Annotated in this window: 14 protein-coding genes and 2 pseudogenes; 8 read left to right on the plus strand and 8 right to left on the minus strand. The window is 72.7% G+C overall.

The genetic code is table 11. From position 1 onward, the window contains the following. The 3 genes and pseudogenes from ASE15_RS21295 to ASE15_RS21760 form a co-directional block, all read right to left on the minus strand. Positions 1-843, minus strand: an 843-nt coding sequence (locus ASE15_RS21295; RefSeq protein ID WP_235534029.1) for a LamG-like jellyroll fold domain-containing protein, incomplete at both ends; no start/stop codon positions are given. A gap of 1 nt (position 844) precedes the next feature. Continuing rightward, positions 845-1,118, minus strand: a pseudogene (locus tag ASE15_RS21755) (LamG domain-containing protein); the annotation flags it as partial. Between the two features lie 13 nt (positions 1,119-1,131). Then, positions 1,132-3,414 (minus strand): annotated as a pseudogene (locus tag ASE15_RS21760) (Ig-like domain-containing protein); the annotation flags it as partial. Between the two features lie 208 nt (positions 3,415-3,622). Here ASE15_RS21760 and ASE15_RS00010 point away from each other — a divergent pair. The 4 genes from ASE15_RS00010 (at position 3,623) to ASE15_RS00025 (ending at position 7,847) form a co-directional block, all read left to right on the plus strand. Beyond that, entirely contained in the window at positions 3,623-4,981 is a 1,359-nt protein-coding gene (locus ASE15_RS00010) for a hypothetical protein (protein WP_056760362.1), read from the plus strand. A gap of 135 nt (positions 4,982-5,116) precedes the next feature. Then, complete coding sequence (locus tag ASE15_RS00015) at positions 5,117-5,854, plus strand: hypothetical protein (RefSeq protein ID WP_056760366.1); 738 nt, start codon at positions 5,117-5,119, stop codon at positions 5,852-5,854. Positions 5,855-5,955: 101 nt separating this feature from the next. Next, entirely contained in the window at positions 5,956-6,798 is an 843-nt protein-coding gene (locus tag ASE15_RS00020) for a polysaccharide deacetylase family protein (RefSeq protein WP_082618038.1), read from the plus strand. After that, entirely contained in the window at positions 6,795-7,847 is a 1,053-nt protein-coding gene (locus tag ASE15_RS00025) for a glycosyltransferase family 2 protein (protein WP_056760372.1), read from the plus strand. The genes ASE15_RS00020 and ASE15_RS00025 overlap by 4 nt, the downstream gene beginning before the upstream one ends. On the opposite strand, the gene ASE15_RS00030 is transcribed toward ASE15_RS00025, so the two are convergent. Next, positions 7,844-8,770, minus strand: coding sequence for a glycosyltransferase (locus tag ASE15_RS00030; RefSeq protein ID WP_056760375.1), 927 nt, complete (start codon positions 8,768-8,770; stop codon positions 7,844-7,846). The genes ASE15_RS00025 and ASE15_RS00030 overlap by 4 nt on opposite strands. A gap of 78 nt (positions 8,771-8,848) precedes the next feature. Here ASE15_RS00030 and ASE15_RS00035 point away from each other — a divergent pair, with 78 nt between their 5' ends. From ASE15_RS00035 to ASE15_RS00050, 4 genes are read left to right on the plus strand one after another with little or no spacing between them, the layout of a single operon-like run. After that, a complete protein-coding gene (locus ASE15_RS00035) occupies positions 8,849-10,993 on the plus strand; it encodes a glycosyltransferase (protein ID WP_056760378.1) in 2,145 nt (714 codons plus the stop codon). Beyond that, positions 10,990-12,378 (plus strand): O-antigen ligase, encoded by a 1,389-nt coding sequence (locus tag ASE15_RS00040; RefSeq protein WP_056760382.1) that lies wholly within the window; start codon positions 10,990-10,992, stop codon positions 12,376-12,378. Before ASE15_RS00035 ends, ASE15_RS00040 begins: the two co-directional genes overlap by 4 nt. Next, the gene (locus ASE15_RS00045) at positions 12,375-13,418 is read left to right on the plus strand and encodes a glycosyltransferase family 4 protein (RefSeq protein WP_082618041.1); all 1,044 of its coding nucleotides are present in this window, start codon (positions 12,375-12,377) and stop codon (positions 13,416-13,418) included. The genes ASE15_RS00040 and ASE15_RS00045 overlap by 4 nt, the downstream gene beginning before the upstream one ends. A gap of 26 nt (positions 13,419-13,444) precedes the next feature. Then, a complete protein-coding gene (locus ASE15_RS00050; protein WP_056760388.1) occupies positions 13,445-14,617 on the plus strand; it encodes a glycosyltransferase in 1,173 nt (390 codons plus the stop codon). Here ASE15_RS00050 and ASE15_RS00055 read toward each other — a convergent pair. The 4 genes from ASE15_RS00055 to pth all read right to left on the minus strand — a co-directional run bounded on the left by ASE15_RS00055 (position 14,577) and on the right by pth (position 19,776). After that, a complete protein-coding gene (locus ASE15_RS00055; RefSeq protein ID WP_056760391.1) occupies positions 14,577-15,770 on the minus strand; it encodes a glycosyltransferase in 1,194 nt (397 codons plus the stop codon). The genes ASE15_RS00050 and ASE15_RS00055 overlap by 41 nt on opposite strands. Then, positions 15,767-17,812: a Wzz/FepE/Etk N-terminal domain-containing protein gene (locus ASE15_RS00060; protein WP_056760392.1), complete on the minus strand. Its 2,046-nt coding sequence runs from the start codon at positions 17,810-17,812 to the stop codon at positions 15,767-15,769. The genes ASE15_RS00055 and ASE15_RS00060 overlap by 4 nt, the downstream gene beginning before the upstream one ends. Continuing rightward, complete coding sequence (locus tag ASE15_RS00065; protein ID WP_056760395.1) at positions 17,809-19,023, minus strand: glycosyltransferase; 1,215 nt, start codon at positions 19,021-19,023, stop codon at positions 17,809-17,811. The genes ASE15_RS00060 and ASE15_RS00065 overlap by 4 nt, the downstream gene beginning before the upstream one ends. Before the next feature lie 153 nt (positions 19,024-19,176). Beyond that, a complete protein-coding gene (gene pth, locus ASE15_RS00070) occupies positions 19,177-19,776 on the minus strand; it encodes an aminoacyl-tRNA hydrolase (RefSeq protein WP_056645627.1) in 600 nt (199 codons plus the stop codon). Positions 19,777-19,911 lie beyond the last annotated feature (135 nt).

A 19,911-nucleotide genomic window follows, 5' to 3' on the forward strand; every position in this document is an offset into this window, starting at 1 on the left:
CTGGTTGACCCGCAAGAACGGCTTCCCCGCACTCGAGATCCCCAGCTCGTACCCGTCGGACGACCCCGACACCGCCTTCTTCACCACGTACTGCGTCGCGTGCCGCTCCGGACGCACCCACGCCGAGACCGTCAACGCCGACGACACGTCCAGCGCCTCGGAGTCCGGGACCGACACCTTGCCGGCGTTGCCGTCGAGACGGACCGCCTTGCCGTCGGTGCCGTCGACCCAGGTCGCGCCGCCCGACAGCGTGCCGGTCTGTGCCCATCCGGACGAGTCGGCGGACGTCGTCCCGCTGCCCTCGTCGAGCTCCCAGGTACCGCGGACCCCCGGAGCGGAGGTCACGCGCACGGTCTGGGTCGCGACGTTCGACCACGTCGCCCCCGCCTTGACCCGGAACGTGAAGGTCGTGGTCCCGACGTAGCCGGTGGCGGGCGTGTACGTGAACGCCCCCGTGGCGGGGTTCGTGACCACGACCGTGCCCGACGCCGGAGCGGCGACCACCTCGAACGTCAGCGCACCCCCGCTCGGCGAGGTCCCTGCGAGCGTCCCCGAGACCACGGCGCCGGCCGTGGTCATGGAGGCCCCGTCGGTCGCGACCGGGGTCGTGGGCACGGGCCCACCGCCCTGGACGATCTCGGTGATCTGGGCTGCGGTCAGCGCACGGTCGGAGAGGCGCACGGAGTCGACGGCCCCCTGGAAGGGGTACAGGCCGTCGGGCTGCGCACCGATCGTCAACGGCAACGTGTTGACCCCGACCGAGGCCGGACCCGCGATCGAGCCCTGCTCGACACCGTCCACGTAGATCCGCAGCCGCTGACCGTCGAAGGTCCCCGCCAGGTGNCACCGATCGTCAACGGCACCGTGTTGACCCCGACCGAGGCCGGACCCGCGATCGAGCCCTGCTCGACACCGTCCACGTAGATCCGCAGCCGCTGACCGTCGAAGGTCCCCGCCAGGTGCACCCACGTGCTCCCGTTCGTCGGCAGCACCGACGTCGCGTTCACCCGGAACGTGTCCCCCGACGTCTTCTGGTTGACCCGCAAGAACGGCTTCCCCGCACTCGAGATCCCCAGCTCGTACCCGTCGGACGACCCCGACACCGCCTTCTTCACCACGTACTGCGTCGCNCTGGTTGACCCGCAAGAACGGCTTCCCCGCACTCGAGATCCCCAGCTCGTACCCGTCGGACGACCCCGACACCGCCTTCTTCACCACGTACTGCGTCGCCTGCCGCTCCGGACGCACCCACGCCGAGACCGTCAACGCCGACGACACGTCCAACCCGTCGGCGTCCGGCACGGACACGCGCCCGGTCGAGCCGTCGAGACGGACCGCCTTGCCCGACTTCCCGGTGACCCAGCTCGTCCCCCCGGAGAGAGCGCCCTGGTATCCCCACCCCGACGAGTCGGAGGTCACGACTCCCGTGCCCTCGTCGAGCTCCCACGTGCCCCGCGTGCCTGCGACGGCCGTGACCCGCACGGACTGGGTCGCGACGTTCGACCACGTCGCCCCCGCCTTGACCCGGAACGTGAACGCGTCAGCGCCGACGAAACCTGCGGCCGGCGTGTACGTGAACGCCCCCGTGGCGGGGTTCGTGACCACGACCGTGCCCGACGCCGGAGCCCCGACCACCTCGAACGCCAGCGCACCGCCCACGGGCGACGCGCCCTTGAGGGTGCCCGTCACCGCGACGTCGACCGACGTCGCGGTCAGGCCCGCCGTGGCGACCGGGCCGCTCGGGTCGATCCACGGCAGCCGCGCGGTGCCCGCCGTCGAGCTCGAGGCGGCCATGACGAGCGTCGCGCCGGGCACGTTCTGCTTGGCGCCCGTGACGTTGTTGTAGGTCCCGTCGAGCACCGTGGTGGCGTTCTGGGAGAAGGAGATCGCGTCGAGGGGCGTCACCTTCTCGAGGATGTCGTCGAGGACCTCGCTGTGCGTGTAGACGACTCGCAGGAGGCCCGTGGCCTCGTCGATCTCGACGATCGGGCGCGTACCCCGACGATCGACCTCGTACAGCGGGTCCCACGTGCCGTCGGCGCGACGTACGAGCAGCGCGATCACGGTCGACCCCGGCGAGTCGTAGGACGTCTTGACCGCGGCGTACAGGGTGCCGTCGGCGGCCACCGCCACGTTCATGTGGTCGTCGGCCATGCCGTCACCGAGGTTCAGGGCAGAGGACTGCGCGGGCTTCTCGTCGGCCGTCCACGTCTGGGGGTTCGTCCCGTCGACGTGGGTCCGGAAGCCGAAACGCTTGGTGCTCTGGTTGGACCAGAACACCCCGATCTTGCCGCCGGGAAGAGCCGTGACCATGCCGATGTCGTCGTCGAGGACACCCGAGGCGACGGTGACAGGGGCAGAGAAGGTCGTGTACGGCGCATCGCTGTAGCGCGCCTGGATGCTCGTGCTGGTGTCTGCGACGAGCCAGAGCCGCCCCGTCGAGTCGACGTCGATGGTCCCCGTCTCGCTCCCGGGGAGCGAGACCGTGGTCGCGGTGGTGCGCTGCGACCACGGCTGGTAGGCGTTCGACGAGGCGACGTACTCCAACGAGACGAGCGACGTCGTCGGGCCGTGGAGGAGCACGTGCGCGACGTCCCCCACCACCTTGACGTCCGCACGCACGTCGGTGCGGTCCGAGATCCGCACCACGTTGGTCCAGGTCCCGGCCGTCAGGTCGTAGCGCCAGACCCACGTCCCGGCGGGAGAGGTGCTCGTCGAGGCGAGCGCGGCCCACCAGGTGTCGTGCGCGAACCACAGCTTGGACTGCGGCTTCTCGCCCGTGTTGCCGCTCAGCGGGACGGCCGTCGTCGTCAGTGCCGTCTCCGCGGTCAGGGCGCTCGGCCCGCTCGGCGCGGCGTCGGCCGCGGGCGCCGGCGTCTGCCACGCCAGCGTCACGAGCCCGGGCTCACCGGCCTTGGTCCCGACCTCGACGAGGTACTCCTCGCCCGCGACCGCGTCGAAGGCCACCTGCGACGTCGCGACGTCGCCGTCGTCGTCGTTGGACGCGACGACGGTCTTCGGTGCCGCAGCGCGACGCACGGCGACGGTGGTGTCGAGCTCGCTGCCGCTCGTCGAGAAGCTGATCCGGCCCGACTCGGGCGCGGTCCACCGCCACCACAGCGACTTCGCGACCGTCGTCGGGGTCTCGGGCCCTGCGCCGTCCGCCGAGAAGTTCGGGGCGACGTCCTGCCCGACGAGGCCACCGATCTCCCGGCCCTCGGCCCTGGTGTCGCCCTGGACCGTGGTCACGGGAACGTTCTCCGGGCCCGCCGCCGAGGCTGCGCGGAGGTCACCGGAGACGACCGACCCGGCCGTCGCGAGGACGAGGGCACCGACCAGGAGGGGCGCGGTGATCCGTACCACGGAGCGGCGAGCCGTCGCGGGTCGACGGTGAGATCCGTCAGAGCGTGCCATCTACTTCGATCCTGTCCGGAGTCTCGTGCGGTGCGTCCGCACGCCGCGGCGACTGCCCGCGGCGCGCCCCCGGAGCGGCCACCACCTCCCATCGAACCATCGGGGCCGAAGCCGGCGATAGTCGGTCCCAGAAGTTCACCCGGCGAGAGGCACCTTCCCGCGCGCCGATCCCCGACGATCACCGGCAGGTGTGCGTTACTGTCGCGCCATGAACCGTCCCGGCACCGACCTCGACCCTGCGCAGCCCGAGCGCGCGGACCGGACCCCGGTGACCGCCTACGACCCGGCCCGGCTGACCTACCGATGGACGCCCGAGGTCGGCGCGTTCCGTCACCAGCTGGACCGTGACCTCCAGCTCCTGGTCGTGTGGTCGGGCGGCCGTGAGCACGAGCGGGAGATCCTCGAGCTCGTCGCCGCCGACTTCACGGTGCTCGCGCAGGTCGAGGTGCGGTGGAGCGCCGAGAAGATGGTCAACAACTTCGAGCGCCTCTACGGGCAGACCCTCTGGGGGACGTCGCCCAAGCACGAGGAGGTCGGGGACGGCCCGTTCCTCCTGCTGGTCCTCGAGGACCACGCGCCGGCCTATTCCTACCGGCAGAACGTCTCGGGCTACGTCGAGCTCACCAACGTCAACATCGCCCGGGTCAAGCGGGCCGCGCGCGACCTCACGGGTGGCTACCGGATCCACTCGAGCAACAACGTCCGCGAGTTCTTCCGGGACGCGACCCTGATCCTGGGTGTCGACCGGCTGACCGAGGTCCTGGCGGAGGAGGCTCCCGTCGAGGAGATCTCGGTCCTGGCCGAGGACCTCGTGGGCAGCGACGGGTGGGAGAACCTCGACACGCTCTTCCGGGTCCTGCGGCACACCTCCGAGTACGTGGTCCTGCGCAACTTCGAGGACCTGCCCGGGACGCTCGAGGACGACCGCGAGATCGACGTCCTGTGCCGGGACCAGACCGACTTCGCCGCCGTGCTGAACGCGACCGAGGTGTACCCGGGGCCCGAGGGCGCGCAGTTCCGCACGTCGGTCGGAGGCGAGGAGGTCTTCTTCGACACCCGCTACGTGGGCGACGGATATCTCGACACCGAGTGGCAGCGCGAGATCCTCGCCCGCCGGGAGTGGCACGACGCCCTGGTGGCCGTTCCCCGTCACGACGACCACCTCTTCTCCCTGCTCTACCACGCGAAGGTGCAGAAGCCGGCCGTCAAGCCCGTCTACGTGACCCGGTTGGCGGACCTCGCGCTCCAGGTCGGCCTGCCCGAGGAGACCGCTCGCAACCTCACGGACGACGCGGTCGCCGCCTCGCTGCTCGACGGCTACCTGGCGGGTCACGACTTCGCGGTCCCTCTGCCCGTCGACCCCGCGGTGCACCGGAACGGGGCGTTCCTCGAGCGCTTTCGCCTCACGGTGCTCGCCGACCCTCCGCTCAAGGTCGCGACCGCGGAGATCTGGCAGTCCGCGAAGCGCAGCCGGGCCGCGCGGGCCCTCGGCAGGTCCCGCGTCGTCCGCGGCGCATACCACCGTCTGCGTTCGGCGTTCCATGCCCTCAAGGGCCGACTGTCCTGACCGCCTCCAGGTGAGCCGCGCGGATTTCGCCCGCTCACCCGGCCCCTCGACGTGGACCCCGCCGAGCGCTCCCGGCTACCGTTGCCGTCATCGATCGTGGGGGTCCGCGACCGCAACCCGAGTCGAGGAGTCGTCATGAGCATGCCCGCCGTCCAGGACGAAGGGCCGCCGCGCTCGTTCGTGCACCGCGTCGTCGACCGTGCGCGGATGGTGTACATCTTCGGCAGCCCCGTGGGCGCGACGTTCGTGAAGGCCACGGACCGCTCGGTGACCGTCTACACCTCGCACCGGGGGCGGCCCACGGTCTCCAAGTACTTCGCCCGCACGCGGGTCGGCAGGGACGCGTTCCTCGCGGAGAAGGCCACCGGAGACCTGTTCGGTCACCGGCCGTGGCGCATGCCCGTGGTCAGGTGGCACAAGCGGGGATTCACGGTGCCACGCCTGCCCGACGACGCGCGGCTCGACGTCGCCGGACAGCAGCTCTCGCGCGACGAGCGCGTCGCGCTCGGGGCCTGGACCGTGGACGTGCTGCTCGAGATCTACCTCACCGGAAACCTCCACGGCGACCTGCAGCCGCACAACATCTGGTTGCTCGACGGCAAGCCCGTCGTGACGGACTTCGAGACGTTCGGGCCGCGGACCCCCGGCATCCCCTTCCTGGACTCCGGGGACATCACGGGCAACGATCCCCTCCCTCGGGACCGGAGCCTCGACCCGGCCTTCGACCCGGAGGACGACTGGTCCTTCCACCACATGCTCGGCGTGACCCTCGCGGACGCGGTCGCCGCGCTCCGGCCCCAGCTCGTCGCCGCGAGCGCGACCTCCCCCGATGCGCGCGCGAAGCTCGAGGCGCTCGACGGGGTCCGGACCTGACACCTCACCGTCGTCGCGCCCGTCCCGTAGCATTCGCAGCACCGCCACCAGCACGTCCGCAGGCGCCGTCCGTGTCCTGGACGACCAGAGAGGGTCAGACCATGGCCGAGTCCCGGCAAGGCGCAGGCCGCGCCACCACCCGCCGTCCGCCACGCGGGATCGTGGTCCGCCGCCGCGACATCGAGAGCACCCCGCCACCCGTGGGCGGTCGCTTCGCCGAGGTCGCCTACACCCGCCTGCCCCTTCCCCGGCTCGCGACCCGCGCCCTGGGGACGTTCTGCGTCAACACGGCTGACCGCGTCGTCTCGATCACGTACGACGACGGCCCGCACCCCGAGCACACGCCTCGTCTCCTCGACCTGCTCGCCTCCCGCGGCGCGACCGCGACGTTCTTCGCTCTCGCCCGACAGGTCCGGGCGCACCCGGAGATCGCCCGACGCATCGTCGCGGAGGGGCACGAGCTGGCCCTCCACGGACAGGACCACAGGTCGCTGCTGACGATGGGCGACGCCGAGGCCGTGCGGTACGTGCGTGACGCGAAGGACGAGGTCGAGTCCCTCGTCTCCGCACCGCTCGTCTCGTTCCGTCCCCCGTACGGGGCGCACACGGTCCGCCAGGCCCACGGCATCGCCGGTCTGGGGCTCGACGTCCTGATCTGGTCCGGGGACGCGTTCGACTGGGTCGACGACGAGGAGACCCGCATCGCCGACCGCGCGCTGTCCACGGTCTTCCCGGGGAGCATGCTCCTCCTCCACGACGACCGCGGCGACCCGGAGACGCTCGCCGAGGACGAGGTCTTCCCGGACTTCGACCGTGCGGAGGTTCTCGGGCTCGTGCTGGACCGCCTGTCGGCGGACGGTTATCGGACCATGACGGCTCACGAGCTCGTGTCCAGCTACCAGCCCGTGATGAGCATGGCCCGCGAGAGGATGCGAACGTCGTGAGCGCACACCCCGGCGAGAGGGATCGCCCCGAGCTCTCGGTCGTCATCCCCGCGTACGACGCCGAGTCGACCCTCGGGGTCCAGCTGGGCGCGCTGCTCGCGCAACGCCCTGCCTGGCCCTGGGAGGTGATCGTGAGCGACAACGGGTCGAACGACGGCACCCGGCGGCTCGTCCAGGAGTGGACCGAGCGCATGCCCGAGCTGAGGCTGGTCGACGCGTCCGCCCGCCGCGGCCCGAGCGCCGCGCGCAACATCGCCGTCGCCCAGGCGAGAGCGTCAGCGCTCGCGTTCTGCGACGCCGACGACATGGTCGCGGACGGCTGGGTCGAGGCGGTCCACCGAGCGCTCGGCGAGCACGAGTTCGTCGCGGGCCCCTTCGAGGGCGCACGGCTCAACAGCGACCTGAAGTCGTCGGTGACCTGGACCGCGCAGACCGACCGGTTGACCGTCAAGCCCGGGTTGGAGCAGTTCGTGACCGCCGGATCCGGGAACATGGGCGTGCGCAAGGCCGTCTTCGACGAGGTGGGCGGGTTCTTCGAGGGGGCGCGGACGGCAGAGGACGACGACTTCTGCATCAGGGTCCAGCTCGCGGGGCACGACCTGGTGTTCGTCCCGGACATCGTCCTGCACGTCCGGCGACGGGACGGCCTGCGGAACATCGCCCGCCAGTCCTTCGCGTACGGCGCCGGAGAGCGCTGGCTGAGTCTGCGGTACTCGCTGCTCCTCGGGGACGCGTCGAGCGAGCCCAGCGACCCGTCGTCGACGGACGCGGACGCTGCCCCCGCTGCGGGGGACGCCCCGTCCACCCGTGCACGGGGCGGCGCCGCCGCCGACCGTCTCGCTGGCCTGGTAGGTCGAGGACGCACGATCGTCGTGCGAGGCGTCGGGTTCGTCGGCAAGGCGTTCCGCAAGGCGTCCACGGTGCGGCGCCCGGGCGACCTGTCCGACCTGGTCTGGAGGCTGAGCTGGAGTGCTGGGTGGCGGTTCGGGCACGTCCCGCCGGCCCCGCCGATCGTCCCGCCCGCGCACTGGAACGAGGGGCGCTCCTAGCGCTCCCGGTCCACCAGCCGCCGCACGCGTTCGCGCACCCAGTCGACCGGCGCCGTCGGCGCGAACCTCGCCGCCCACGCGACGTGCCCGACCGCCGCCCCGAACCGGCGGTCCGACAGGTCGGCCCGCGCTGCGCGCGCCGCGCTCCACGCCGCGAACCGGTCGTTGGCACGCAACCGGTCACGGTAGGCGGCGTCGAGCTCCGTCCTGCCGGCAGATCGCGCGAGCGAGCGGCGGGCGCGCAGGATCACGCGTATCCCGGCCGCCAGGTCGCGGTAGGCCCTCGTCGTGTTGCCGGGGTGGTACCGGTAGTCGACCAGGACCGCGTCGACGAAGACGAACGGACCGAGCGTCGCGGCCGCGAGGACCAGGTCGAGGTCCTCACCCTGGCGGTACGCCGGGTCGAACCCGCCCACGGCGTCGAACGCGCTCCGGCGCATCATGAGGTTCGGCAGCATGATGCCGGTCCGTCCCCGGACGACGTCGCGCGCGTCGCGTGCCGCGCGCTGGTCCGCTGCCACGACCTGCTCCCCTGCGGGGTCGATCGTGCGCATCGCGCAGTAGCCGACCACGGCGTCGGGGCGGCCCACGAGCGCCTCGACGGTCAGCCGCAGCCGGTCGGGGTGCCAGCGGTCGTCGTCGTCGAGGAACGCGAGCAGGTCGCCGCGCGAACGCCGCACCCCCGCGTTGCGCGCGGCGGACACCCCTGACGGCTCGAGGCGCAGGACCGTCCCGAGACCGGCCGACGCGACGAGCCCCTGGATCTCGCCGGGGTCGGGCGATCCGTCGTCGACCACGAGGAGCTCGATGTGGGGGTACGTCTGCGCAGCGATCGAGGCCAGTGCCTCGGCCAGGAAAGGGCCACCACGGTTGGTGGCGAGCACGACGCTCACCAAGGGTTCGTCGGCGGCTCGGTCGAGCACGGGGCTCCTCAGGTCGATCTGGGTGAATTCGGTGGGACGACAGGGGGAGCGGCCTCCTGCTGGGGGACAATCTCCCACATGAGGATCCTCCGCGTCTCGCACAGCGCAGTCGTCGACGCGTGGCGCGAGCGCGAGCGGGCTCTGCGCGCGCTGGGTCTCGACGTGCACCTCGTGTCCGCGCGTTCGTGGGACGAGGGCGGGACCACGGTCCCGCTGCGTCCCCGCCCGGGCGAGCCCGTCCGGGGCGTCCGCACCGTGGGCACCCACCCCGCACTCTTCGTGTACGCCCCCGTCCCCCTCTGGCGTGCGTTGGGCGAGTCCTGGGACGTGCTGGACGTCCACGAGGAGCCGTTCGCCCTGGCGACGGCCGAGATCCTCGCCCTGCGATGGCTCCGCGCACACCTGCCCGGCCGGTCCCGGCGCCCCGCGCCGCCCTACGTCCTGTACTCGGCGCAGAACATCTCGAAGCGCTACCCCTGGCCCTTCCGGGCCTTCGAGCGCGCCGCGCTGCGCGGCGCCGCGGCCGTCTCGGTCTGCAACGAGGCCGCCGCACGCATCGTGCGCGCCAAGGGCGCGCGGGGGGCCGTGGAGGTCGTCCCGCTGGGCGTGGACCTCTCGGTGTTCTCGCCTGCCCCCTCTCCCGCCGCCCCGTCCGACGGCGTCGCGTCCGTCCCCGCTCCCCGTCACCCGGGCCGCGACTCGGCAGGCCCCCATGCCCCGGGGGATTCCCCGGCGGGTCTCGTGCGGGTGGGCTACGCGGGCCGCCTGGCCCCGCACAAGGGCGTCGACGTGCTCCTCACGGCGGTCGAGGGCGACGAGCGGCTGCACCTGACGCTCGCCGGTGACGGCCCCTCGGCCCCGGCACTGCGCGAGCGGGCACGGCCGCTCGGTGACCGGGTGCGGTTCGTCGGCCCGCTCGCCGGCGACGACCTGGTCTCGTTCTACCGCGCCCTCGACGTCCTGGCCGTGCCCTCGCTCGACACCCCCGGGTGGATCGAGCAGTTCGGCCGGGTCGCCGTCGAGGCCATGGCCTGCGGCGTCCCGGTCGTCGCGAGCGACTCGGGTGCCCTGCCCGACGTGGTCGGCGGCGCCGGTCTCCTGGTCCCTCCCGGCGACCCCGTGGCTCTGCACGACGCCCTCGTGCGCGTCGCCGACGAACCGGGCCTGGCCGACTCCCTCCGACGTCGAGGCGCGGCCCGCGCGGCCACGTGCGCGTGGCCCGAGGTCGCCCGCCGCTACCGGGCGATCTACGAGGAGGCCACGACGCGCTCGTCCCCTCCCGTCGCCACCTCGCGACGCGCCGCTGACGCCCAGGGTGATCCTGCGCCGTCGGGCACCGAGCGGCCCGCTCCCGAGGTGGTCCTCGTCGCCTACGGCTCCCCCGACCTGGTCCGCGACGCGCTGGCCCCGCTCGTGGGGAAGCTCTCCCTCACGGTCGTCGACAACTCGTCGCTGCCGGCGATCCGGGAGGTCGCCGAGCTCGCCGGCGCGCGCTACCTCGACCCCGGGCGCAACGGCGGGTTCGCCGCCGGGGTCAACCACGGGATCCGGCACCGCCAGGTCCCCGGGGCCGACGTCCTGCTGCTCAACCCCGACGCCGTGGTGACCCCCGAGGACGTCCTGACGCTCCAGGCCCGGCTCCACGAGGCTCCGGAGCTTGCGAGCGTCGGGCCGGCCCAGGTCGACGGGGACGGGGCGAGCGCGCGCGTCGTGTGGCCCTACCCGTCGCCGGCCGGGACCTGGGTCGAGGCGGTGGGCCTCGGTTCGCTGCGCCGCACTCCCGCCGACCGGTCCTTCGTCATCGGGTCCGTGCTGCTGCTGCGGGCCGACGCGCTCGAGGAGGTCGGGTTCTTCGACGAGAGCTTCTTCCTCTACGCCGAGGAGACCGACTGGGCCTACCGCGCGACCCTTCTGGGGCGGCGGCACCTGGCCGTCCCCGAGGTGCAGGCTCTGCACCTCGGCGGAGCCACGAGCAGCGACCCCACGCGCCGAGAGACGCACTTCCACGCTTCCCAGGAACGGTACCTGCGCAAGCACTTCGGCGCGGTGGGATGGCAGCTCGCGCGCACGGGAGTGCTCGCAGGATCGGTCGCCCGGGGCGTCGCCCTGCGAGGCGAGGGACGCGCCGCTGCACGTCGTCGGGTCTCGCTGTACCTCCGCGGTCCGCTGCGTGCGGAGGCCGCGGTGGTGCGAGCCCGCCCCTCGCCGGAGCTGTCGTCGTGATCCGTCGCTCCGCAGCCTGGGCCGCCGGGTCGGTCGCCGTCGCCGCCGTGCTGGTCGGGGTGGGCTTCCTCGTGCCGGGCTACAGCGCGATCGCCGTCGCGGTCGCCGCGTTCGTGCTCGTGGTCGGGATGACGATCTACGAGCCTGCCGCCCTCCCGATCCTCGCCATGCCCGCCATGGTGGTCGTCGAACGCGTCGGCGGTGACGCGGTCAACCTCTCCCTCAGCGACTTCGCTCTCTTCGGCGCCTTCTGGTTCGCCCTCTTCTTCGCCCAGCGACCGCTCTCACGCCCGATGCGCTCGCTCCTGTGGCTCTCCGCGCTCTACCAGGTGGCGACGCTCTTCACGGTCATCGCCAACCCGTACACCGCGAACACCGTCGAGTGGTTCCACGCCTGGCTCTCGGTCGGCGGCGCGCTCCTGGTCGGATGGGCGGTCGGCCGAGCGGGGCGCGCCCGGCTCGGGCTGACGCTGTTCATGATCCCCTGCCTCGCGATCGCGGCCCTGACGTGCGTCACGGCTCTCCAGCAGCTCGCGGCCGGCAACACCGGTCCCGTGTACCTCGAGATCCCGTTCGCGATGCACAAGAACTTCATCGGCTGCGTGCTCGGGAGCGCTGCGCTCCTGGCCTATGCCCGCCCGTGGTGGGTCGGCTGGCCCAAGATGTTCGCCTTCCCGGCGTTCTGGCTGTGCGGGCTCGGGGTCCTGGCGTCGCAGTCACGCCAGGCCCTGATCGGCCTGGCGATCGGCGTCGTCCTCATCACGCTGCGCTCCGACCCCGACCGCAAGCGCTCCAAGCTCATCCTTCTCGCCGCGATCCCCGCGGTCTACTTCGTGTGGACCGCGGTCCAGGAACAGCTCGCGTCCAAGGACCAGTTCAACTCCGCCTACCAGCGGCTGACCTGGTACGAGCAGGCGATCGACGTGTGGGAGCGCAGCCCCTGGGTGGGCGTCGGGCTGCGCTGGTGGGTCGCGAACCGGACGGAGTACACCTTCCAGCCCCCGAACGCCGAGCTCGAGGTCCTCACGTCGGCCGGGATCGTCGGGGTCGTCGCGTTCCTCGTCCTGTTCTTCGGGTCGCTCGTCGTGCTGTGGCGCATGAACCCCCGCTTCGGGACGCTCGCGTTCTCGGTCCTCCTGATGCGCTTCATCCAAGGGCAGTTCGACCTCTTCTGGGTCTCGGTCCAGGTGTCGGTGCCGTTCCTCATCGTCGGTGTCTGCGTAGGGGCTGACGCCTACGCGGAGTCCCGACGAGCAGCGCGCGTCGAGACCGGAGCCGCGCTCCCGGTCGACGACCTGCGTTCCGTCGAGGAGATGATCGACGCCGCCGGCACGGCGAGGAACATGGCGCTCAGCACCCCCGACCCGAAGGAACCGTCCTCGTGAGAGTTCTCCATGTCGTGCAGTCCGACGCCTTCGCAGGTGTCGAGCGGCACGTCGCACGACTTGCCCGGGCCCAGTCCGCACACGGTGACCAGGTCGTGGTCGTCGGCGGTCACGGTGCACGGATGGTCGAGACCATCGACGACGCGTCGGTGCGGGTCCTGCCCGCCGGGTCCCTGGGGCAGGTCGTCCGGACGCTCCGAGCAGCCTCGCGCGGCGCGGACGTCGTGCACGTCCACATGACCTCGGCCGAGATCGCCGCGGCCCTGGGGTCCGTCACCTTCCGGGGCCTTCCGCCGGTCGTCTCGACCCGCCACTTCGCCCGGACCCGCGGCAGCGGACCTGCCGCGGGGCTCACCGCCCTGGTCGCCCGCGCTCCCGTCCGTGCGCAGATCTCCATCAGCCAGTACGTCGCCGACCACGTCGACGGCGGCAGCGTCGTCGTCCACCCCGGCATCGACGACCAGCCAGACGGGCCGAGCGCGGCGGACAGGGAGAGGTCCGTCCTGCTCGTCCAGCGCCTCGAGCCCGAGAAGCGCACCGACCTCGGAGTCCTCGCCTTCTCGGCGTCCGGACTGCACGAGCAGGGATGGCAGCTCCTCGTGGCGGGCGACGGGTCACAGCGTCCCGCGCTCGAGGAGCTCGTCGCGCACGAGGGGCTCGGTGGGCACGTCCAGCTCCTCGGCCCCCGGTCGGACGTCGACGAGCTCATGCGCAGCGCCGCCGTCCTGCTCGCACCGTGCCCCGTCGAGGGACTCGGGCTCAGCGTCCTCGAGGCGATGTCGAACGGCCTGCCCGTCGTGGCCGCCGGAGCCGGCGGCCACCTGGAGACCCTCGCAGGGCTCGACCCCCTCGCGCTCTACCCACCCACCGACGTCGTGCGCGCAGGCGAGCACCTGTCGGTGCTCGCGGCATCGACAGCGCGGCGCGACGCGTACGGCACGGCCGCCCGCGCGGTGCAACGGTCCCGCTTCACCCCTCTGGCGCAGGTCGAGGGCACCGCTGCCGTCTACCGCACGGTGCTCCAGGCGCCCCGACCATGACGTCCGACCCCCAGGAGCGACCCGACATGACCAGCGCGGCAGACCACACGGTCCACGAGCTCGTCGTGATCTCGCTCGAGAGCTGGGACATCGTGTGGCGCCGCAACCAGTACCTCGTGACCGAGCTGCTGCGCGGCGACCCGCGTCTGCGGGTCCTCTTCGTCGAACCGGCGGCAGACCCGCTGCACGAGGTGCGGCGAGGATTCCGCCCGCGTCCCGGGAAGGGACTACGACGCGCGGACCCCCTCGAGGGCGTCGGCTCGGACCAGCTCTGGCTCTACCAACCGACCAAGATCCTTCCTCGCCGGATCGACCCGCGGGTCGACTCGCGGCTCGCCGGGCTCGTCCGCCGTGCGGCGCGGAAGACCGGCCTCGAGCACCCCGTCCTGTGGGTCAACGATCCCGCGGCCGCGACGCTCGTCCAGGAGGCCGACTGGCCTTCGCTGTACGACGTGACCGACGACTGGTTGGCGGCCGACAGGGCACCCGAGATCCGCCGTCGGCTGCTCGCGGACGAGGCGCTGCTGCTCGCCGCGTGCGACGAGGTGACGGTCTGCTCCCCCCACCTGGCCGCGACCAAGGGCACCGCGCGAGACGTCACGCTCATCACCAACGGAGTCGACGTCGAGCGCTACCGGCGACCCCAGCGACGCCCCCAGGACCTGCCCCAGGGACCCGTCGCGCTCTACCTCGGGACAGTCCACCGCGATCGCTTCGACCTCGACCTCGTCCGCCGGACGGCGCTCGCGACCCGCGGCGCGGGGAGCGTGGTCGTCGTCGGCCCGGTCCTCGACCTCACGAGCCAGGAGTACGAGGCCCTGGCGGCGGCCGGGGTCCGGCTCCTCGGGGCCCGGCCGTGGACGGACGTACCGGCCTACCTCCAGCACGCGACCGTGCTGCTCGTCCCGCACATCGTCGACGACTTCACGGACAGCCTCGACCCGCTCAAGCTCTACGAGTACCGCGCCGTCGGACGCCCCGTGCTGGCGACCCCCGTCGCCGGGTTCCGCGACGCGCTGGACCCACGCGTCACGGTCGCCGACCCCGAGGGCTATCCCGGAGCGGTCCTCGCAGCTCTCACGGCGACCGCCACGACGGACGTCCACCCGGACGACGACATCCCGACCTGGGACGCACAGGGTCAGGCGATGCGCACCGTCATCGAGCGCGCCCGGCGGCTCCCCACCAGACCCCGCTGACGACCTCTGCGGTCCGTGCCGCCGAGTACCTGCGCCGCGCGACGACCGCTGCACGTACCGCCCGGTCGCGCGCCTCCCCCGGGGCGTCCAGGACCGCGAGGATCCCATGCGCCAGCGACTCCTCGTCGCCCGGCTCGACGAGGAGTCCGAGCGCCGGCTCGCCCGGCGGACCGGCGAGGATCTCCACGACACCGCCCGCCCGGGTCGCCACCACGGGGACCTCGCGGATCATCGCCTCGACCACGACCTGCCCGAACGGCTCCGGGACGGGCGAGGCGTGCACGCACACGTCGAAGCCGTCGAGCTCGGTCGACGGGTCCGCGACGAAGCCGACCCACGTGACGTGGTCCGCGACACCGAGCCGCTCCGCCTCGGCGCGGACCTGGTCGGCATAGCCCTCGGCACCGAAGCTGGGTTCGCCGACGACACGGAAGACGGCGTCCGGGTGCCGGTCCAGCACGGTCCGCGCGGCACGCACCAGCTCCAGCTGCCCCTTGGTCCGGCTGATACGTCCGATCATTCCCACGACCGGCCCTCTGCGCCCGGCAGGGAGCGGTGGACGGGGACCGGCGAGGTCCTGCTCGGCCCCGAACCCCGGGTAGGCCACGGTCGTCTCGACAGGCAGCGTCGACGCCGTGGCCTCGGAGTTCACGATCACGGCGTCGGGGAACCTCGCTGCCGCCCACCGGAAGACGCGCGCGACCCGCGACGGCAGGTAGTCGTCGGCGATCCTGTCGTGCACGTGCCAGACCAGCGCAGACCTCGCCCACCTGGCGGGCAGGACGCCCAGCAGGTCGGCCTTGAGGGACGTCGTGTGGACCACGTCGGGCCGAAGGCCTCGGACGCGGCGAGCGAGGGCCCAGCTGAACGGGACGAGCCGAAGCAGCGAGACGAGCTGTGAGAGGCTCGCCCGCCCTACCGCCTCCCTGCTCGCCGTCGCCGTCCGCGGGTCGAGCGCGAGCACCTCTGTCGTCACACCGGCCGCGCGCAGCCGATCGACCAACGGCCCGTCGGAGAAGAGCAGGACGCGGACGTCGACCTCCGGCCCGACGGCGTGGCAGAGCCGGACGAGCGCGAGCTCGGCCCCGCCGAGCTCGCCCGTGTGATCGAGGACCAGGACGCGCGTCGGTCGATCGGCGCCGGGCGGCGTCACCAGCGGAACGGCAGCTTCCGAGCCGGACGCTCGCTCGCCGGCGACGCGTCGGTGCCCGGCCCTCCCGCGCCGGCCTTCGGAGCTGACGCGGCCTGCGAACCGGTCGACGGCGAGATCTTGCCCCACTCAGGCGCGAGCAGCGGTGCGGACCTGCCCTCGGCCCCGTCACGGCGGGGAAGCTGCCCCGGCCCGGCCGGAGCAGCAGGGGTCTGGGTCGGCCGGATCGGTGAGGCCGCCGGCAGGGCCGGAGGCGTCGGCTCCGCCGGCTCGCCCGGCGAGGCCGGTGCGGCCGGTGCGGCCGGTGCGGCCGGTGCGGCTTCCTGGTCCTGCCCTGAGGGCGCGTCCTTCTCGTGGCCCACCGCACCCCGAGGCGCGGCCGACCCGAGGGACGACGTGCCCGTGACGACGGCGGCGGCACGTTCCCTGGCCGCTCGCCGCGGCTCGTCGATCTGCGGGCCAGGGGGCTCCCCCGGAGCCCCGGTGTCAGGACGTTCTGCCGTGAGCGCAGGAGCCTCTGCCGACGTGGTCGTCTGCCCTCCCGTGGGCAGGACGCCGCGTCGCGTACCGTCGCCGTCGGGGTCGCCGTACGTCGACGCGTAGAGCATGCGTCGGTCGCTCTTGACGCCCGCGAGCGCGATCCCGACGAGCGGGACGTTGTTGATCCGCAGCCGCTCGGACGCCTCGGCGAGCACCGCGCGATCCGTCTTGCCTGCCGAGGCGATGAGGACCACTCCCGAGGCGTACCGACCGAGGATCGTCGCGTCGGCCGCGGCGAGCACCGGAGGCGCGTCGATCACGACCACCTCTGCGTTGTCGCTCAGGTCCGCGATGATCTTTCCCGCGCGGGTCGTCGCGAGGAAGTCCGCCGGGTCCATCTCCTCCTCGGGGACGGGGAACACGCCCAGGTTGGGAATCGTGGTCGGCCGCAGGGTGTGCGGATCGCCCGACCAGCCGTCCGGAGGGGGCAGCACACGGTCCAGCTCTGGCCTGCGCAGGTCACCCGATACCGCGATCGTCCGCCGACCGCTCAGCGCGAACGAGGCCGCGAGGTTCGCCGCGATGAAGGTGCGGGGAGCGTGCGGGTCCGCCGCGGTGACGACGACCACGACCTTGTCGGCCTCGGCGAGCGAGACCTGCACGGCGGTCCTCAGCTCACGGATCGACTCGGTGAAGGGCGTCGCGACCTTCCGTGAGACCGGGAGCGTGTGGGAGTGGCCGTACTCGCGGTCGGACGTCCGGACGCCGTACAGCTCGGCCAGCACGGGGCTCTGCGCCAGGCGCGCAGCGTCCGCCGCCCCGCGCACCCGCACGTCGAGCCCACGGCGCGCGAACGCCAGCCCGATACCCGCGACGAGCCCTGCGAGCACGGCCAGCGCCAGGACGGTGCTCTTCCCGGGACCTTGTGCTTCCGCACCGGTCGCTGGGGTCTGCACCTCCGCCGGGACACCGATCGCGCGCAACGTGTTCGCCTGCACCGTCAGGGTCGTGTAGTCGGTGACGATCGTCTCCTTCTCGGCCAGCGCGAGGGGATCCTCGGGGTTGACGACGAGCCGCGCGGTCACGCCGGCGAGCTGTTCGGCCAGCGCCTGTCGTCGAGCGTCGAGCGTCGCCACCTGGTTGTCGCGGATGATCACGAGCTGAGCCACGTACGCCTCGGCGAACGCGTTCGCCACGTCCTCGGACTCCTGCGGGTCGAGGGTCTTGGCGTTGATGGCGATGAGCTTCTGGCTCTCGCCCGGGTAGTCCGCGGAGACCATCGCGGCGAGGGACGCCGGGGTGCCCGTGTACCCGAGAGACGTGGCCGCGGCCTCGACCACCGGGTCGGACGTCACGTCGTCGAGGTCTGTCGCGACCGTGACCTCCACGACCTGCTCGCCGCCCTGTGCCGACTGGACGCCGATGAGCTGCACTGTCGCGGTCGCCTTGTAGACCGTCTCCTGCTGGCTCAGGTAGTAGAGCGCGCCGGCGACGACCACGAGCACGGCGGCCAGCACGTACCACTTGCCGGCCCACACGGTACGGATGAACTCCCGGACGGTCATGGGTTCCTCTCCCCTGGCGTGCTGGGCTCCGTGTGCACGAACCCTCGTTGCGCGTCTACCACCTCGCGGAGCCGAGCGACGAAGCGCGGGAGCGCGAAGGTCTCGACGTGCGACGTCAGAGCGTCATCATCCCACGGGACGCCGAGGGCTTCCTGGACAGCCTGCGCGACGAGCGCGGGCTCGGGCGCGTCGAAGAACGTCCCGGTCACCCCGTCGACCACGGTGTCGAGGTAGCCGCCGTCCCGCAGCACGACCGAGGGCCGCCCGAACGCCCCCGCCTCGAGCGGCGAGAGCCCGTAGTCCTCGTACGAGGCCGCGACGAGCATCGAGCAGTGCCGGTAGAGCCACCGTAGCTCGGGGTCGTCGACGCGGCCCAGGAGCGTCGTCGCGCCGCCCGAGCCCCCCGTGCCCGACGGCGTGCCCCAGCGCCCGGTGGTCGCTCGCCCCCGCGCGGCGAGCCCTTCGAGGCGCGCCCGGTCGGGCCCGTCGCCGACGATCACGAGCTGCTTGCCCGCCAGCCGGGCGGCCTCGATCAGGACGTCGACGTTCTTGTACGGCAGGAGCCGCGCCACGCACAGCAGGAAGCCCGGCTCGAGCCCCGGCACCTCGCGCTCGAGGCCCGCCGGCATCATCGCGGGCGGCGGGGGCAGGATCTCCGCCTCGATGCCGTACGCGTCGCGGATCGCGCGCTGCGTGACGGTCGAGTTGGCGAGGTAGGCGTCGGCGCGACCGGCGGCCCGCCGGTCCCAGGCCCGCAGGGCGGGGGTGAGCGCGGACAGCGCGGTCGAGGCGACCCCGCCGCGCAGGCGGTCGACCGTGCTCGCACCGTCACGGCCGCCCAGGTAGCGGTCCCGCTGGTAGAGCCACCGGGCCGGGGCGTGGCAGTAGACCACGGTGCGCCCGGCCCCCCGGTAGCCGTGGGCCCAGCCCGTCGAGCTCGCGAGCAGGACGTCGGCCTCGACGCGCTGCGCCGAGACGGCGGGCGCGAGGAACGGCAGCGCGAGCCGGTGGTGACGGCGCAACGGGCCGACACGGTCGAGAGCCGAGGTGCGCAGGTCGAGGTCCGCGAACTCCGGGAAGGTCCCGTCGGGGTCGTACAGCGTCGTGTACATCGGTGAGCCCGGGAACGCCTCGGCGAGCCAGAGCGCCACCCGTTCGGCGCCGCCGCGCTGCGTCGCGTAGTCGTGCGCCAGTGCCACACCCTCGGTCATCGTGCCTCCGTCGTGGGGCAGGACGTCGGAGACCCGCCCAGGAATGGATATCGATCCAGCCTAGGTGTCAGGTCCGGGCGAAACGGGGCGACAAGGACACCTCACCCGGGTGAAACGCCGCGACTCCACACGCGAGAGCCGACGGAGAGCCGCTCACGCCTTGGTGTGGAACTTCCCCTGGGCCGCGAGGAGCCCCTCGGTCAGGACCATCTCGACCGCGTCGGCGGCGTCGTCGAGCAGGAACGGCAGCTCCTTGGCCTCGGCGCCCGAGAAGTTCTTGAGGACGAAGTCGGCCGTGTCCATGCGACCCGGGGGGCGCCCGACGCCCGCCCGCACGCGCAGGTAGTCACGGGTCCCGAGCGCCTTGGTGATGTCCCGCAGGCCGTTGTGGCCGCCCTCGCCACCGCCCGACTTGAGCTTGACGTCACCGAACGGGATGTCGACCTCGTCGTGCACGACGACCACGTGGTCGGGGTCGATCCCGAAGTACTGGGCGAGGCCCGCGACGGGGCCGCCCGAGGTGTTCATGTACGTCGAGGGCTTGGCCAGGATGACGCGCGGTCCCGGCGCTCCGCCGGGCAGCACGCCGAGGCGGGCCTCGGCGACGGCCGCGCGGGCCTTGTGCGCGCTGAAGGTCGAGCCGGAGCGGCCGGCCAGGACGTCGAGCACCATGTGCCCGACGTTGTGGCGGTTGCCCGCGTAGGTGGGGCCGGGGTTCCCCAGCCCGACGACGAGCCACGGTTGGTCGGTCATGTCACCTGTGTCCTTGGTCGAGGTCGGGGGAACGTCCGAGGCGTCCGGTGCAGTGCTGCACCGGACGCCTCGGGTCGTCAGGGTCCTGCCGCTCGAGGACCGGGTCCAGAGCGGTGGATCGGACCGTCAGGTGGA

It is taken from the genome of Oerskovia sp. Root22 (genome assembly GCF_001429135.1).
Taxonomy (GTDB): Bacteria; Actinomycetota; Actinomycetes; order Actinomycetales; family Cellulomonadaceae; genus Oerskovia; species Oerskovia enterophila.

What these genes read in the sequence shown, in the direction of transcription:
- ASE15_RS00010 (WP_056760362.1), top strand. Translation starts at nt 3,623, where the DNA reads ATGAACCGTCCCGGCACCGACCTCGACCCTGCGCAGCCCGAGCGCGCG.
- ASE15_RS00015 (WP_056760366.1), top strand. Translation starts at nt 5,117, where the DNA reads ATGAGCATGCCCGCCGTCCAGGACGAAGGGCCGCCGCGCTCGTTCGTG.
- ASE15_RS00020 (WP_082618038.1), top strand. Translation starts at nt 5,956, where the DNA reads ATGGCCGAGTCCCGGCAAGGCGCAGGCCGCGCCACCACCCGCCGTCCG.
- ASE15_RS00035 (WP_056760378.1), top strand. Translation starts at nt 8,849, where the DNA reads ATGAGGATCCTCCGCGTCTCGCACAGCGCAGTCGTCGACGCGTGGCGC.
- ASE15_RS00050 (WP_056760388.1), top strand. Translation starts at nt 13,445, where the DNA reads ATGACCAGCGCGGCAGACCACACGGTCCACGAGCTCGTCGTGATCTCG.
- ASE15_RS00060 (WP_056760392.1), bottom strand. Translation starts at nt 17,812, where the DNA reads ATGACCGTCCGGGAGTTCATCCGTACCGTGTGGGCCGGCAAGTGGTAC.
- ASE15_RS00065 (WP_056760395.1), bottom strand. Translation starts at nt 19,023, where the DNA reads ATGACCGAGGGTGTGGCACTGGCGCACGACTACGCGACGCAGCGCGGC.
- pth (WP_056645627.1), bottom strand. Translation starts at nt 19,776, where the DNA reads ATGACCGACCAACCGTGGCTCGTCGTCGGGCTGGGGAACCCCGGCCCC.